General features: G+C 47.2%; 15 protein-coding genes and 1 pseudogene. 5 read left to right on the top strand and 11 right to left on the bottom strand.

All coding sequences use genetic code 11. The features are described 5' to 3' along the window. Positions 1-42: 42 nt before the first annotated feature. Positions 43-588, bottom strand: a complete 546-nt coding sequence (locus tag AC6R0L_RS14215) for a porin family protein (RefSeq protein ID WP_500629519.1) — start codon at positions 586-588, stop codon at positions 43-45. Between the two features lie 561 nt (positions 589-1149). Further along, positions 1150-1428 carry a peptidylprolyl isomerase PpiC gene (ppiC, locus tag AC6R0L_RS14220; RefSeq protein ID WP_334552043.1) on the bottom strand — a complete coding sequence of 93 codons (279 nt, stop codon included), beginning with the start codon at positions 1426-1428 and terminating at the stop codon, positions 1150-1152. 206 nt (positions 1429-1634) lie between these two features. Here ppiC and AC6R0L_RS14225 point away from each other — a divergent pair, with 206 nt between their 5' ends. After that, on the top strand, positions 1635-2570 hold the full coding sequence (locus AC6R0L_RS14225) for a chemotaxis protein (protein WP_500629520.1): 936 nt from the start codon (positions 1635-1637) through the stop codon (positions 2568-2570). 184 nt (positions 2571-2754) lie between these two features. Continuing rightward, positions 2755-3771 (top strand): GGDEF domain-containing protein, encoded by a 1017-nt coding sequence (locus AC6R0L_RS14230; RefSeq protein ID WP_500629521.1) that lies wholly within the window; start codon positions 2755-2757, stop codon positions 3769-3771. Positions 3772-3923: 152 nt separating this feature from the next. Here AC6R0L_RS14230 and AC6R0L_RS14235 read toward each other — a convergent pair whose 3' ends face one another. Then, complete coding sequence (locus AC6R0L_RS14235) at positions 3924-4856, bottom strand: exopolyphosphatase (protein WP_500629522.1); 933 nt, start codon at positions 4854-4856, stop codon at positions 3924-3926. 198 nt (positions 4857-5054) lie between these two features. Between AC6R0L_RS14235 and AC6R0L_RS14240 the strand changes: the two genes are divergently transcribed. Continuing rightward, positions 5055-5312 (top strand): putative hemolysin, encoded by a 258-nt coding sequence (locus tag AC6R0L_RS14240; protein ID WP_500629523.1) that lies wholly within the window; start codon positions 5055-5057, stop codon positions 5310-5312. 44 nt (positions 5313-5356) lie between these two features. Here the strand turns inward: AC6R0L_RS14240 and AC6R0L_RS14245 are convergent. Beyond that, a pseudogene (locus AC6R0L_RS14245) lies at positions 5357-5542 on the bottom strand (UTRA domain-containing protein); the annotation flags it as partial. Positions 5543-5628: 86 nt separating this feature from the next. Next, complete coding sequence (locus AC6R0L_RS14250; RefSeq protein WP_500629524.1) at positions 5629-6501, bottom strand: YdcF family protein; 873 nt, start codon at positions 6499-6501, stop codon at positions 5629-5631. 220 nt (positions 6502-6721) lie between these two features. Between AC6R0L_RS14250 and AC6R0L_RS14255 the strand changes: the two genes are divergently transcribed. Beyond that, positions 6722-8089, top strand: a complete 1368-nt coding sequence (locus AC6R0L_RS14255) for an L-serine ammonia-lyase (RefSeq protein ID WP_500629525.1) — start codon at positions 6722-6724, stop codon at positions 8087-8089. Between the two features lie 33 nt (positions 8090-8122). Here the strand turns inward: AC6R0L_RS14255 and yjjG are convergent, their stop codons facing one another. Beyond that, positions 8123-8797 carry a pyrimidine 5'-nucleotidase gene (gene yjjG, locus AC6R0L_RS14260; RefSeq protein WP_500629526.1) on the bottom strand — a complete coding sequence of 225 codons (675 nt, stop codon included), beginning with the start codon at positions 8795-8797 and terminating at the stop codon, positions 8123-8125. Between the two features lie 146 nt (positions 8798-8943). Between yjjG and AC6R0L_RS14265 the strand changes: the two genes are divergently transcribed. Next, positions 8944-9081: a hypothetical protein gene (locus AC6R0L_RS14265; protein ID WP_500629527.1), complete on the top strand. Its 138-nt coding sequence runs from the start codon at positions 8944-8946 to the stop codon at positions 9079-9081. 47 nt (positions 9082-9128) lie between these two features. Here AC6R0L_RS14265 and AC6R0L_RS14270 read toward each other — a convergent pair whose 3' ends face one another. The 5 genes from AC6R0L_RS14270 to AC6R0L_RS14290 form a co-directional block, all read right to left on the bottom strand. Next, positions 9129-10697: an ABC-F family ATP-binding cassette domain-containing protein gene (locus AC6R0L_RS14270; protein WP_500629528.1), complete on the bottom strand. Its 1569-nt coding sequence runs from the start codon at positions 10695-10697 to the stop codon at positions 9129-9131. Between the two features lie 365 nt (positions 10698-11062). Continuing rightward, positions 11063-11761 carry an HAD family hydrolase gene (locus AC6R0L_RS14275; RefSeq protein ID WP_500629529.1) on the bottom strand — a complete coding sequence of 233 codons (699 nt, stop codon included), beginning with the start codon at positions 11759-11761 and terminating at the stop codon, positions 11063-11065. 16 nt (positions 11762-11777) lie between these two features. Then, positions 11778-12680: an EamA family transporter gene (locus tag AC6R0L_RS14280; protein WP_500629530.1), complete on the bottom strand. Its 903-nt coding sequence runs from the start codon at positions 12678-12680 to the stop codon at positions 11778-11780. Positions 12681-12746: 66 nt separating this feature from the next. Next, positions 12747-13451: a phosphonate utilization transcriptional regulator PhnR gene (phnR, locus tag AC6R0L_RS14285; RefSeq protein WP_500629531.1), complete on the bottom strand. Its 705-nt coding sequence runs from the start codon at positions 13449-13451 to the stop codon at positions 12747-12749. A 9-nt stretch (positions 13452-13460) separates the two neighbouring features. After that, positions 13461-15185 (bottom strand): putative 2-aminoethylphosphonate ABC transporter permease subunit, encoded by a 1725-nt coding sequence (locus AC6R0L_RS14290; protein ID WP_500629532.1) that lies wholly within the window; start codon positions 15183-15185, stop codon positions 13461-13463. Between the last annotated feature and the right edge of the window lie 6 nt (positions 15186-15191).

The following is a 15191-nucleotide window of genomic DNA, read 5'->3' on the forward strand; positions in this document are numbered from 1 at the left end:
GTTATCGTTTCACAAAGAATTTATTCACCGATACTCGTCATGTTAAAAAACATAGGATGCGGACAATAACGCCATATGGCTATTGTATTCGCCTGTGTGAGTATTTCCGATTTCATACACATACTGATACGAAGTGGATAGCCAAACATTTCTCGTCAGTTTATATGCGATACCGACCTCACCTAATGGTGAGAGGCCTGTCGCCGAAAACATCTCAGAACGATACGACTTATCCATATCCCAATGAGCGACACCAAAGCGAGTGAAAAGAGTCGTATCATTGCTAACCTCATAGTCATACCTTACCGCTACCTCAGCCAACCAGGTCTTGACGTTTACACCCGTTTTGTTTGCATAAAGGTCGTTTTGGTATTGATAACCTATATCAGCACTCCAATTCGGACTAAATTGTAGACCTGCACTTACCCCAAATACTGCACCTCTTGGGTCAATGTATCTGTAGTTGTCATCATCTGCGAACTGGTAACCTGTTTTGATTGTTAGTACTGGTTTGAGATCTTGAGAACGTTCTTCCTCAGCGTAAGCATTGAATGTCACGCACGCCACTAACACCCATAGTTTATTCATGTCTCTATCCTTTCCCTGATTAACAATATACTCATCATTAACAACGTTTTAGCTGTGGTAGACGCAATATAACAATGCAACAGATCACCTCCAAAATACACACACTATTAACAAAAACAGACATTAGCTCACATTTTGATTGTTTTTATTCCCTGAATTAAGAGTAGGCCCAATATTACTAGGTAAACTGAGAAATACTTACACGAATAAAACCAGATGATTTTATTTATTTTCGAACGATGTCACGCACTAATGAAAAATCGATCTAAAATTACATTTAGCAAGGCGGTATATTGAAGATCATGAAAGACTGAATATTCACAGCTTTTCTATCATTTCCAATACGCCCAGAAAATAAATAGTTATCCTTCACAAGGACCATAGCATTCCTGTCAACAAGAATACATTGACTAATAATGCAAGAGTTTCGTCGCGTAAAAACTTATCTGAACAACTGATGTGTCTGAATGAGGCTTTACTCACCAAATAGCAAAGCTAAAAAAACGAGCTCAAAGCCCGTTTTACTTGATAGGTCGTTGTATAATTCGCAGAACAGCTTTATCAAGTCCGATACAGCACTTTCACCACATGCCAACCAAACTTGGTTTTCACTAGATGCGGGACTAGTGTCTCACCCTGAAAACAGACTTTGTCAAACTGGGGCACCATCTGACCGCGACGGAATTCACCGAGATCACCGCCGCGTTTGCCAGATGGACAGGTGGAGTATTTCTTTGCCAGAGTCTGGAATTTCGCGCCTTTTTTCAACTGTTTAATGATGTCTTCGGCTTGCTCTTTGTGCTTAACCAGAATATGGAGTGCGGCGGCAGTGTTGGCCATAGTACAAACCTCAATGTTAGGTAGATTTCAACGGAGCGTGATTGTAACCAAACAAAGTGAGATCTTCACCCCATGTTTGAAGCTTGAGTGTCATTAATGCTGCGAATGCCATTCAAGTAAGACTAAATTTGCCCGATATCATTGAACCTACCTCAAGATCCATTACCCTTTAATATAGATAGAGACCCAACGAGAGTATGAAGTAAATGGCGAAAACTCCGAGTAAAGCAAATCAGTCACAAGGCATGTTGATGTTCACGTTGACCAGCAACAAACAACTGTTTGCGATCGGCACACTGAAAGTACGCGAAATCGTACCTTTTCAGCCAACCACTCAAATACCCTACTCGCATCATCATGTGATTGGCACTGTGACCATTCGCGACAAGACCATACCTGTGATTAATATGCCGGCCGCGATTGGCTTTCGTCCTATTCAGCCGGAGGAATACAACGATTGCTACCTGATCGTGACCGATTGTCTGCGTACTGTCGTGGCGTTTATGGTGCGCTCGATTGAAAAAATTATCGAATGTGACTGGAAAGCGATCGAATCGGCACCCAAAAGTGCCGGCAACAATGTGTTCGTCACGGGGATCACACGCCATCAAGACAAAATTGTGCAGATGTTGGATGTTGAGCTGCTGCTCGCCAAGATTTACCCGCAGTACGAATCAACCAAAATTCCAATGCTCACAGACATTGAGCGCGAGCGCCTGAAAGCGCTCAATATTTTGTTGGTGGATGACTCTTCCATTGCACGTAAGCAACTGGGGGATGCGCTCGACAGCATAAATATCCCTTACAAGATTTGTAACAATGGACTTGATGCATTGCAGTTGATGCGTGAAGAGGCCGCGCGCGGCAAACCGATTGAACTCTTGGTAAGCGACATTGAAATGCCGGGCCTAGATGGCTACGAACTGGCGTTTGAAACTCAAAGCGAACAGCAGCTTAGCCGAGTGTATATCATTTTACATACCTCTTTATCGAGTGAAATTTGTGTCGACAGAGCGCATCAAGTCGGCGCCCATGAAGCGTTAGAGAAGTTCAATGCCGCAGACCTGATTAAGGCGATGCTGCGCGGGGCGGCCAAACTGGAAGAAGGAAACGTGCGCAACTCCGATGCGGTCAGCATATGAGCAAAGTGATTTTTTAAGCGCCAAGCGCTCAATTCGGCTGTTATTTTTACCCGGTATACATCACGCATTTGCATGAATGGCCTAAATAAAAACTCGTTAATTTTAATAAATTTAGGCATCATTCGTTAATATCCACTAATCTTATTTTAAGACTCCTGTTACGGCTAAGAACTATACAACAACGATGACAGACGAAGATTTCAAAAAGTCGACGGCGAATTTGAAAAAAGCGGTGCCCCTGATGATGAAACATCATGTTGCGGCCACGCCCTCAAACTATGCGCTTTGGTACACTTATGTAGATAATGCGATTCCCAGATTGAATCGTGAACTCGATGCCGTGCTAGAAAACTATGGCATCTGCCCACCCGCTACCTGCGAGCAACTCTACAAAACCCATGTGGCAGGCCAAGTCGAAACCGACATGAGCAACCTGCGAGCCAACATCGAAATATTGGTCAATGAGGTAGCGAGCTCAGTCAGCGATACGCTCACTGACACCTCTCAATTCTCGCAGATGATAGATAAAAGTTTTGAGAGCTTAGAGCGAGTCGATGGTAACTCGATGACCATCGACGAAGTGATGAAAGTGGTGCACCAACTGGTGTCGGACTCCCATGAAATTCGTCATTCAACCCGTTTTTTAAACAGCCAACTTGAGACAGCGACCGCTGAAATCAATTTGCTCAAGGCGCAATTGGCCGAAGTTCAGCAAGACGCCCTGTTTGACTCGCTCACTAGCCTCTACAACCGTCGCGCATTTGATAATGACCTTCGTACCCTTATTCGCTCCGAGCAGAACATGTGTCTCATTCTGGCTGATATTGACCATTTTAAGGGCTATAACGACACCTACGGCCACTTGTTTGGGGACACGGTCATCAAAGGTATCGCAAAGCGCATCCAATTAAGCTGCCGCGAGGGGATCCATGCCTATCGCTTTGGCGGTGAAGAGTTTGCCCTGATTGTCCCCAATAAGTCACTGAGGATCGCCAGACAGTTCGCCGATAGCCTACGCCGAGCGGTAGAAAAGCTCTCTATCCGTGACAAGCGCTCTAACAAACCGGTGGGCAACATTACCATGTCACTCGGCGTTGCAGAGTTTGAAGTGGGTGAAAGTGCAGAATCGCTAATTGGCCGAGCCGATGGGCTGCTCTACGAAGCAAAACAGCTCGGACGCAACCGTGTGATGCCGCTTTAAGCGCTGGATGATCAGTGTGCGTATCCCTTCTTCTGATTGACACTGTTCATCTTGTTGGTAACGGGTTTTCGATAACACGCAACGCCTAATGACAAGCCCCGCTCTACGTAGCGGGGCTTGTATTATCTACCTATCGTGATCAACCTTTAACCCTAACCGTCTGCGGTGATCGCCGCGATCAGTGCCTGTTCGACTTGATCGGCTTTGTCGTTGTCGATTTGGCAAGTTCCAGCCGCTTTGTGGCCACCACCGCCGTATTTCAGCATCAGTTCACCGACATTGGTTTTAGAGCTGCGGTCAAAAATGGACTTGCCCGTCGCGAAGACGGTGTTTTGTTTTTTGAATCCCCACATCTTGTGAATCGAGATGTTGCATTGTGGGAATAGCGCATAAATCATAAAGCGGTTGCCCGCATAGATGGTCTCTTCATTGGTGAGGTCAAGCAGCACCAAGTTGTCGTAAACCGTGGCGCAGCGCATGATCTGCTCTTTGAACAGGGCTTCGTGCTCGCGATACAAATCAATACGCTCTTTGACATCAGGCAGCGCAAGAATGTCTTCAATAGTGTGATTTTTACAGTATTCGATCAGATCCATCATTAGGTTGTAATTGGAAATGCGAAACTCGCGAAAACGGCCTAAGCCCGTGCGGGCATCCATGAGGAAATTGAGCAAGTTCCATCCGGTCGAATCTAACACCTCATCTCGATTGAATTGAGCGGAATCACCCTTATCGACGGCTTCCATCATATCTGTCCAGTGTGATGGGAAGACCGCCTCCCCACCGTAGTAATCCCAAACCACTCGCGCGGCGGAAGGCGCATTAGGGTCAATAATGTGATTGGGGCGCTCGCCCGCGTTGCGAATCGTCTCGGACAAGTGGTGGTCAAAAATCAAATGAGCGTCTGCCACATAGGGCAAGTTCGTCACAATATCGTTTGGAGTTATTTCAACAAGACCATCTTGCATGTCTTTAGGGTGTACGAACTTGATATCATCAATCAAATTAAGCTGCTTCAATAACACCGCGCATACTAGACCATCAAAATCACTGCGAGTAACAAGTCGATATGTTTGTTCGGACATCTTGGTTTCCTTTGCCTACTGTCTAAATGGGAAGACCTTCCCTGCTGCTTCTTAAACTTTAGTACCAACAGAGCAAGGTTGAAAACCGTTAACTCAATAAAATTTGGAGTAAAACATCCTTTTGGCAAAGTTAAGACACGTTTCTTTAGGTAATCTTCTATACTCGATATGCATCTAATTGAAATTTGGAGATATTAAATGAGAAATGCCGCTTTGCTTTTGACATTGCTTGGCGCCGCTGTGCTCACCGGTTGTGCCAATGAACCCGACGAATATGAAGTGAAAGAGTACACATCCATCGCAAATCCAGCCGCTGTCTACTGTGTTCAGCAGCAAGGTGAACTAGATACCGTGAGCGAAAACGACAAACGCGTTACCTACTGTGTGTTGCCAGATGGCAGTCGACAAGAGCAATGGGAATACTATCGAGAGAGTCAGCAACAGCAAAACCAGTAAACGCCTCCTTAGGAGAAGAGCGCTAGATTAGGCGCTCTTTTATTTTAATAGGGCAAGCTAGACTCAATCGCAATCGCATCATGACGCCAATACTCAATATCAGTGAAAACCGGCTCTCCTGCACTATTCAGATAAACCTTCTCTAACACCAACGCGGACGTACCAACCGTTGCGCGTAGGGCTTGAGCTATCTCACCATGCAACGCGCTCATACGAATGGCGTAGCTTTCTCTGCCTGCTGGACAATCGCCTGCTTAATGGTTGCGTACTGCACTTTCTCTCCCTTCTCCCTCTTCCTCTTCGTTTCGCTGTCAGTTTACGCGCCCTTGTCTGGGAAAGAAAGCTTGCCAAAGTCATGTGATTGTTCTGGATCCCAATGGCGATTGAGCGCTTTAAGGGACTGATCAAAGCAATTTAACGCACCATTAAGCTGTAAAATAGAGATCGCCTCTCTCGTGAAGCGCAGCGCCTCCTCTAACTGAGATAACAGCGCTGCCCCAACTCTGTCTCGCGTCAACGATTGGAGCTGTTCGAGCGCGTGATGCGCCTGATGCTCACAATATTGGCGCCTTGGAGAAGGATGAAAATCAATCTTGCCTGCCACTACCGCCTCTAAGTAAACACGGTAGGTCGTCAACGCATCACAGAGCAAAAAACCGATGCCTTGTGTTGGGTATGGGTAAGGTGCCAAGACATGAGTGTCCGCTTGCGGGCAAATAGTGATGCTTAGTCCTTGCCGAGCACACTCTCGCGTCATCATGCCTAGCAGACCCTGCTCAGGGAGCCAGTGCTCAATCTCAAAAATTCGCTTGAGGTGATAATCGGTGGAGACAAATAAAATGTTGAGAGGAGTACTTCCCCCTACTAAGCCACTTTTTACCAAGGTGTTCGCGGCATTGGCAACATTTTCGATGGTATTGGTGGATGTGTCCTCAACCAAGAGCCGATCTTTAGGTAGGCAGGCCCAAAACGAATCGGGCGCACGCTGACCGAGTGCTTCGCACATCGCGCTCGCCTCTGAGACCGTTTGCCCTGACGTTCGACCGCCACAGAGCACCACGACACTCTGCGCAAGGTTCAATCGTTCTGCCTGATTGATCAACGCATCGACTCTTGATTGCCCTTCGAGCGTCAACTGATTGTTGACCAAGCGTTTTCCCAACACAATGACGGCATGAGATATATTCATCAATCGTTAACTTCTCAACTTTTTATTCTAGATATTAATAATCTCTGTACAAAGTTTCGCTCATTACGTAGCGTAAAGCAGACTATTCTAAAAGTAGCTAGAATAAGTAAAGATCAGTGATACTCGTACAGCTTGCTCACGGCGCACCGCTGGAGAACGTGGCACAACGAGTACAACAATAAGAGAGCCTGAAACCACAGGTCAATAGGAAGTGATGAACATGCTGTCAATTTTCGACATATTTAAAATCGGCGTGGGCCCATCGAGCTCACACACCAACGGCCCCATGCTCGCGGGATATCAATTTACCCAGGCGTTAGACGAGCAGCTCAACCACACCTCTCGAGTGCAAGTGGACTTATATGGCTCACTATCACTGACGGGGAAAGGCCACCACACGGATAAGGCCGTCATTCTCGGCTTATTGGGTAACCGCCCCGACACCATAAAAATGACCAGCGCCAAAGCCTTGTTGCAACAAGCGATGGACGAGGATCAGCTATTACTTGCGGGTCGTCAAACCATCGCGTTTCATTACCAAGGGGATATTCTGTTCCACGATGACAGTCTGCCTTTACATGAAAATGGCATGACCATCTCTGCTTTCGATGAAACGGGCGCCATACTGCTTAAAGAGACTTACTACTCGATAGGCGGTGGCTTTATCGCAACGGAAGATGAACTGACCAACGGCAGCAAAACAACCCCCGTTACCGTGCCGTTTCCTTTCAAGAGCGCCGACCAAATGCTCCAGATGGCGGAGCAACATGGATTGAGTCTCGGTGGAATGGTGCTGCAAAATGAGTTGTGCTTCTTCTCTGGGCAAGAGATTGACGAAAAAGCCGAGCAAATTTGGAAAGTGATGACACTGTGCATGCAACGAGGCTTTGATACCGAAGGCATCCTTGAAGGTGGCCTGAACGTAACGCGACGCGCGCCAAACTTGCTTAAAAAGCTGGAAGCCAACGCCGCCGTGGAAAATGACCCAATGGAAATCATGGATTGGATCAACTTGTTTGCCTTCGCTGTCAGTGAAGAAAACGCCGCCGGTGGCCAAGTGGTGACATCGCCAACAAACGGCGCAGCAGGCGTCATTCCCGCCGTACTCATGTACTACCACCGTTTTATCAAGGAACTAAACCTTAAACAGATCAAAGACTTCTTGGCGGTGTCCGGCGCTATCGGCATTTTGTATAAAACCAATGCGTCCATTTCAGGTGCAGAAGTGGGCTGCCAAGGTGAAGTCGGCGTATCGTCGTCCATGGCGGCAGCGGGCTTGACCGCACTTCGAGGAGGCAGTAATGAACAGATTTGCATTGCGGCCGAAATAGCGATGGAACACTCCTTGGGTATGACCTGCGACCCGATTGGCGGTTTGGTGCAAGTCCCTTGTATCGAGCGCAACGCTATGGGCGCAATGAAGGCCATTAACGCTTCCAGAATGGCGCTCAAGCGAACCAGCAAATGCCTGATTTCTCTGGATAAGGTGATTGCGACCATGTATCAAACCGGTAAAGACATGAATCGTAAATATCGCGAAACCTCACTCGGTGGTTTGGCTGTGATTCACATGGCGCCGTGTGAATAATCCCAAGACTAAGTCACTACTCTGAACGCCCTATTACGCCAACAGTATCGCTTTGAGATCAAACAGAGACTCTACGGTATAGTTTGGCGTAATGCCTTCTACGCTTGGTAAGCGATGTGTGTTGAGCCAACAAGTCTCAATACCAAAATTGATTCCGCCCAAGATGTCTGAATGAGGGTTATCGCCCACCATAAGGACTTTGCTTTTACACGGCTGCGCCATTTTTTCATGGGCGTGCGCAAAGATCGCCAGATCAGGTTTGGCTACGCCGACTTCTTCCGAGATGATCACGTGTTCAAAGTATTCACTCATGCCAGTGCGCTCAAGTCGAATCGCTTGCAACTCGGTAAAGCCGTTGGTGATGATGCCAAGCTTTGCGCGCCCATTCAGCGCTTCCATCAACTCTTTTGCGCCGGGAAGTAATGTGCAGATATCTGCCATCGCTTCAAGAAACGCACGGTTAAGCTCTGCGGTAGTGGTGTTCAGCTTTTGCGCCCACTCAACAAATCGTTTGTGTTTCAGCTCATCAGCGTTAATTTGCCCCTCTTGGTACTTGACCCAAAGCGGCTTATTGATGGCTTGGTAGTGGTCATAATCCTGCTCGGTAAACACCACGCCCTTACGTGAAAACATCAACTGCATGCCTTTGAAGGCATCAAAGTGGAACAAGGTGTCATCGGCATCAAACAAGATCCAATCGTATTTCATTCTTCTCTCCTCTCTCGTTGGCCGCTAGTGTAGATTGCTTTGGCATAAATGCAGCAGCTAAATTGACTTCTATGACTTAGCTCAATACCCCGCCCTTCAGTGTGGTAAACACTCGACCTATCCTTTTATTAAAATGAGCAGCTAGTATGAAACATTTTCTCCCATCCAGTGTTATGCTTACTCCGTTTGTTGTTAAATACTATGAACCACAAGAAGAGGAGGATCAAAACCTCGCCCATCTGGAGAACACAAACCAAGAAGAACAAAAAGAGGAAAGCGACTAACGTTCATCCCTCTATGTTAAGTTGACGCTGCTCTCTGACTTGGCGCGCTACTCACCAATCTGCCATTCAACCCCTGCGTCCGAAGCAAAATCGTCATCGTGAGTCACCAATAAAAATCCCCCGGGATACTCATTGAGTGCACGCGATAAGTCTTGTTTCGAGTCGAGATCAAGATGGTTATCAGGTTCATCAAGCAGAAGAAAGGGCTGATTAAGTTGGTGACTGACAATTAACATCGCCAGCTTCATTTTCTCGCCGCCGCTTAATACATCCGCCAATCGAAAGACAGTGTCACGCCGAAAGCCGACACCAGCCAACAGAGTGCGCGCCTCCATTTCCGTCATACCTTGGCACTGTGTTAACAGGTTATCAAGCATAGAGCGATCGCCTTTTAACGCCGCAAAGTGCTGGTCTAGATAATAGAACTCAGTATTGATTCTAATCTGCCCTTCACGCAGTGCGTACTCACCGAGTAGGGTTTTGAGCAAGGTTGATTTGCCGCTGCCATTGTCGCCAACTAGCCGCACCTTATTGTTAGCGGTTAAGCGCAGTGTCATCGGCTCTGAGCGACCATACACTAAGACGCCATTTTCCATCATCACGACCGATTTATCGCGAACCTTTCTCTCGGTGAGATAAAATGTCTGCGCTCGGTTTTCCTCATACCTTGAAGTTAGCGCTTGCTGCGTCTTATTGAGATTGGTTTGTCGCTGCTGCTCATTTTTATTGCGATTGGAGGCGCGCGCCGTCGCTTTGTCCTTTTTACCGTCGAGCAAAATCTTAGGTTGACTGCCATTGCGGCGAAGCCGATTGCCTTGTGCGGCTCTTTGCTCCGCTTTCTCCCGGTTACGTTGCGCCTCCTCCTTGAGCTGTTTTTGCTGCTTTTTGAGATGGGCTAATTGCCGCTCAACCGCACTTTGTTCAACGCGTTGCTGCTCGGCATAGTGATCGTAATTACCGCCATAGATGTTCATCCCTAGGCTTGATAACGCCCATATTTCATCCATCTCCCGCAATAACGATCGGTCATGACTGATGACGAATACCGCCCCTGAATACTGCCTGATTTGCTCAATTAGCCATCGCTTTGCCTTGATATCGAGGTGATTTGAGGGCTCATCGAGGATCAATAACTCCGCTTGTGATTCAAAAAGTTGCCAAAGCTGAAGACGAGCCAATTGACCACCACTAAGCTGGGCACATAACATCTGTGGCTTAGGTGGCAAGCCCAATAGAACCAGTTGCTCAGATAGGCGCTGCGGCAAGTCCCACTCCTCACCGACTTGTTCAAACCACTGTGCGTCGCACTCGCCATTTTCAATCCGCTCAAGCGCCTCGAGAATGGCGTGCTTACCCAAAAATTGGGCAATGGTAAGCTCCCCGCTCACTAGTCCGCCCGCGTGTTGACGATAGATTGCTGTCTTTTGCGGAGACATCACATGGCCAGAGCTAGGCGCTACCTCACCTAACAGAATTGAGGCTAACATGGATTTTCCGACCCCATTACGCCCGACAAGCCCAACGCGGGATTTGGTCATCGAAAAAGTTAAAGAATCAAACAGTCGCTCACCATTTTCAAATTGGTAACTCACTGAACTTGCTCGTAAAAATGGCATAGCAATGCCTCCTGTTGTAACAGGGGCCTTCGCCGCAGCAATAGATAACCGAATGTGTGCAATAAGCGAATTCGTTCTTTGAGGATAGAAATCCTAAACGACACGAACAGCAAATAGTTGATAGTGAGCTACGCCGACTAACCCTGTGAATCCAAAAAACCGATGTGATATGGAAGCAGGTTTAGTTGTTCATCGCGGCGCAATCTCCGATAGAAGTGATGTGGGAAGAGTAGCCCAATGACTAAAGTTGGGTCAAGCCTTGTGAATGAGCCACTGGAAGAGTCGTGAGCCACCACTGAGAATAAGCGAGTAGTAGGTTCGCTTTTCTCCATTCGATGAGCGGCATGCTTACAGCCGCTCATCGATTATTTGGCAACCACACCATAAGTATTACGCCCATATTGGCTCCCCCAACACAATATGGGCCAATTGCGCTCTGCCCCTATGATTCTTAGTTTAGGGCATGGATTAACAAGGTAGGTGTAGTCCGCATACTCACACAATGGCAAGTCATTTATGGAGTCTGTAAAAAAGTGAATCTCCGAAAAAGACTGTTTCGTTTCCTTCACCCACTGCTCTAGTCGAGCGACCTTACCCTCGCGATACGTCGCTATGCCGTTTATTTGTGCACTGTAGCAAGCGTGCTGCTCTACCAAATCAATACCCAGAGCAGTTTTAATACCTAAGTAACGCGCTATAACTTCGACTAGAAAAGTGACACTAGCTGAAATAATGATCAACTCTGCGTGTTCGCGTACTAGTTTCTCAATTAGTACCTTAGATTGCGTAAACTGCTTGGGAAGAATATAGCGTTGTACACACTCTTCAACCCAATCACTAACTTGCGCTTTTGGAATAGCCGTAAGCGGTGCTAAAGAAAAATCTAAGTAACACTGCATATCTAACTCTCCTTTCGCATATAGATTCATTAAACGCTTGTCTTCGTCAATAAAGTTATGATCCGTTACAATACCTTTCTCGACTAAAAACTCGTTCCAAATCATAGAGCAGTCGGCATTGATGAGAGTTTCATCCAAATCAAATACATACAAAGGTTTAGACATTTCTTTCTCCAATTAGTCATTTCAGAGCATGAATCAAACCTGTTATCACTAGGACGATTCCTACAGAACGAGTTCGATACCACCTCTCTCCCAAGATATAGATCCCCATAAACAGTCCAAACACAATGCTGATTTGCCTCAGTGCCACCACTAAACTCACATTGTCTGTCATGGTCATCGCAAACAACACCAAGCCGTAGGTGGATGCCATCATTACCCCTGCCATGCTGGCTGTTTTTCGGATCTGCCACGCTGTCTTAATCTCATCTGGCTTGCCTGTAACCAAGCACCACACAAGGGCAGGAATACCTATCGCCCAAAACTGCACGCCTAAGTAAAAGATCGCACTGTACTGATCATTCAAAATCTCTGATGCTTGTTCTGTGAGTAAACTCAGCGCTTCTTTGTCGACCACCGAGTAACCCGTTGTGCCTATTGCGGCAATCAATGCCCAGAACACACCAACGTTCAAATAAGAGCCCAGCGTCATTTGGCGAAAGTTTGTCAGTGGTACCAGCATACAACCAAAGGTAATCAGCAAGAATCCGAGCCACTGCTGACTAGATAATTCATGCCCCAATGCCACACTGATTGCGCCGACCATCATCACAGGCAGTGCCCGAGCAATCGGATAAACCACACCCACGTCTGCGTGCTTATAAGCGACAATCAAACCGACCAGATAGACCATTTGTGAAATGCCGCTAATGAACAGCAATCCCCAAAATTCACTCTGCAATGATGTCCAGCCAATGGTCGCCAAATACCAAATCAGATAAGGGGTAAGAATGGCACAGGCAGAAAAGCTGGCCGCCATCGTAAACGCAAGTCCAGAACCTGAGTTACTTTTACCAAGGATATTCCAGCCCGCATGGAGAACAGCAGAAAAAACGACGAGACCAATCGCCAACAAATCCATTTCAATGTTCCTGTCTGAATAAAATAAAGGCCCCGAGATGGAGCCTTAGATAATGAGAAAATCCACTTAACGATTGAGTTCCGCCAGAGATTCAATGCTGATGGCATCGTGTCGCCAATATTCGATATCGCAATCAATCAACTCACCGTGCTGGTTATAGTTGATGCGCTCCACCACCATCGCTGGCGTACCGGCTGTCGCGCGCAGTGCCTGAGCCATTTCACCCAACAAAGTGCTGGTTGAAATGCGGTAGCGAATCTTTTGATACGTCACGCCATAATGCTCGCGGTAAATGTCCGTCAGTGAGTTTGACAAATCATAGTCCAGCAGATTCGGAAACAGCTCTGGGCGAATATAGTTTGTTACGAATACTACAGGTCTATCTTCAAGGTATCGCACACGGTCGACTCGATACACGTCCGTGAAAGGTTGCAAGTCCAACAAGCGTGCCGCTTGTTTGTTTGCCAACGTTCCTTTTGCTACGACCAACTCCGTTTTTGGCACGCGATTTTGCGCTTTCGCCATGTTCGCGAAGTTCAGAGTTTGGGTTGGGTCGTAACGCAATGGCTCGGGTGAGATAAACCAACCTCGGCGATCTTCGCGATAGATTCGACCTTCTGCTTCCAGCAGTGATAAAGCTTCACGCAGAGTGACGCGTGTAGTATCGAACGACTCCGCCAACTTACGCTCTGCTGGCAGTTTTTGACGCGGCGATAGCATGCCCGCTTCAATCTGTTCAACAATCGAATCTTTAATTTTTACGTATTGCACGAAGTGTCCTTATCTTTTGCGCCAAGCTTGTGTGCGATTCTCTAACAATTTACCCAAAGTCATCTGAACAATCTTCGCAATTGCGGCAGCCATCATGATCATCACAGCCATCGCTGCTGCAGCGCCAGTTTGACCTGCATCGTCCATATTCAGAATCGAGACCGAAGCCGGAATCGTATCGGTTGAGTAAAGGAATACTACCGCAGAAGTGGTGGTCAATGCATTAACAAACAAGTAAGTCGCAATGTCCAAAATCGCAGGTAAACACACAGGTAATGTCACTTTAAAGAACAACTTGTATTGAGGAAGCTTCACCGATGCCGCCGTGGCCTCAATCTCCGATGGCAACTGCTTTAGCGCTGTCAGTGCAGTCATGTGACCCACTGTGTAGTAATGCACTACCGTGTTAATCACTAAGAATGCCATGGTGCCATAAAGCACGTTCAGGGGATTGTTCGCGTCATTGAAGTAAAAGATGTAGCCCAAGCCAAGCACCATACCCGGAACTGCCATTGGCACCACGCTAAGCATTTGCATCACCTGACGAATTGGACCAAACGCACGCCCTTTCTCAATGCAGTATGCACCGACAAAGATGATAGCTGTGCCGATCACTGCCGTCCAACCTGCCAGCGTTAGCGAGTTGAAGAATGGGCTCCAACCGTAAGTGCTCATTTCAGCAAAGTTGTAGTTGTTTAGCGTCAGCGCTTTGTTCCAAGGCCAGAACGTAACTAACGAGCCATACACTGCCATGCCAAGCACAGCCAACACTGCGATAGAAATGATGCTGCAGTAAACCAAACAAATGCTGTCGCGCGCTTTGTTGGGTTCTGGCTGATAAGGCACCGAGCGAGTGTCAAATAAGCTCTTCTGTTTTTTCTGTACCCAACGGTCTGCACCGAACGCCATTACCGCTGGGAATAACAGCATAATGCTGGTCACCGCACCCATAGCAAAGTTTTGCTGTCCCACCACTTGCTTGAAGATGTCAGTCGCCAGAACGTTGTAGCTGCCCCCAATCACTTTCGGCACACCAAAGTCCGTGATAACCAGCGTAAAGACGACGATAAGCGTACTGATCAAACCGAATTTCGCCGCAGGTAACGTCACCATAAAGAAGGTTTTGATGGGTGAGGTTTTAAGTGCGCGGGCTGCTTCATACAAACGGGCATCTGAAGTGCGCAGCGAAGTGGTTAAGATCATCAATGCATGAGGGAAGGTCCAGAAAATCAAACCCATCGAGATACCAATCACGCCGTAAACTGAGTTTCCTAACAACATCTCTTTGGCAATGCCTTGATTACCGAAAAGGAAGATCAAACTGATCGCCGGTAACAACGAAGGCGCAAGGATTGGCGCAGTACCTAAGATTTGGAACAAACCTTTAAACGGCATGCATGAACGAGTCAGCGCGTAGGCATAACCAAACGCAAGTACACCCACCACCGAGGTTACAATCACGCCCAAAGTGAAGGTGTTTCCCACCGACACCCACAAGCTTGAAGAGGAAAAGTACGTCGCAAAGTTTGCCAATCCAACAAATTCGCCATTGGCATTTTGCACACTCTTGGTCAACATTGCCCAAAGCGGCATTAAGATGAACAGCACCATCATGGTCGACAAGCCAGCGAGCAAACCAAACAACACTAGGTTGTCGCGGCTGACACGTCCGAGTAGGGATTTTGCTTTGTCTTGAGTGGTCAGGCTATTCATCGTCATTGTCTTCGCATCCATGTTTAC

The organism is Vibrio sp. R15-SG3-ISO1A (assembly GCF_059833955.1).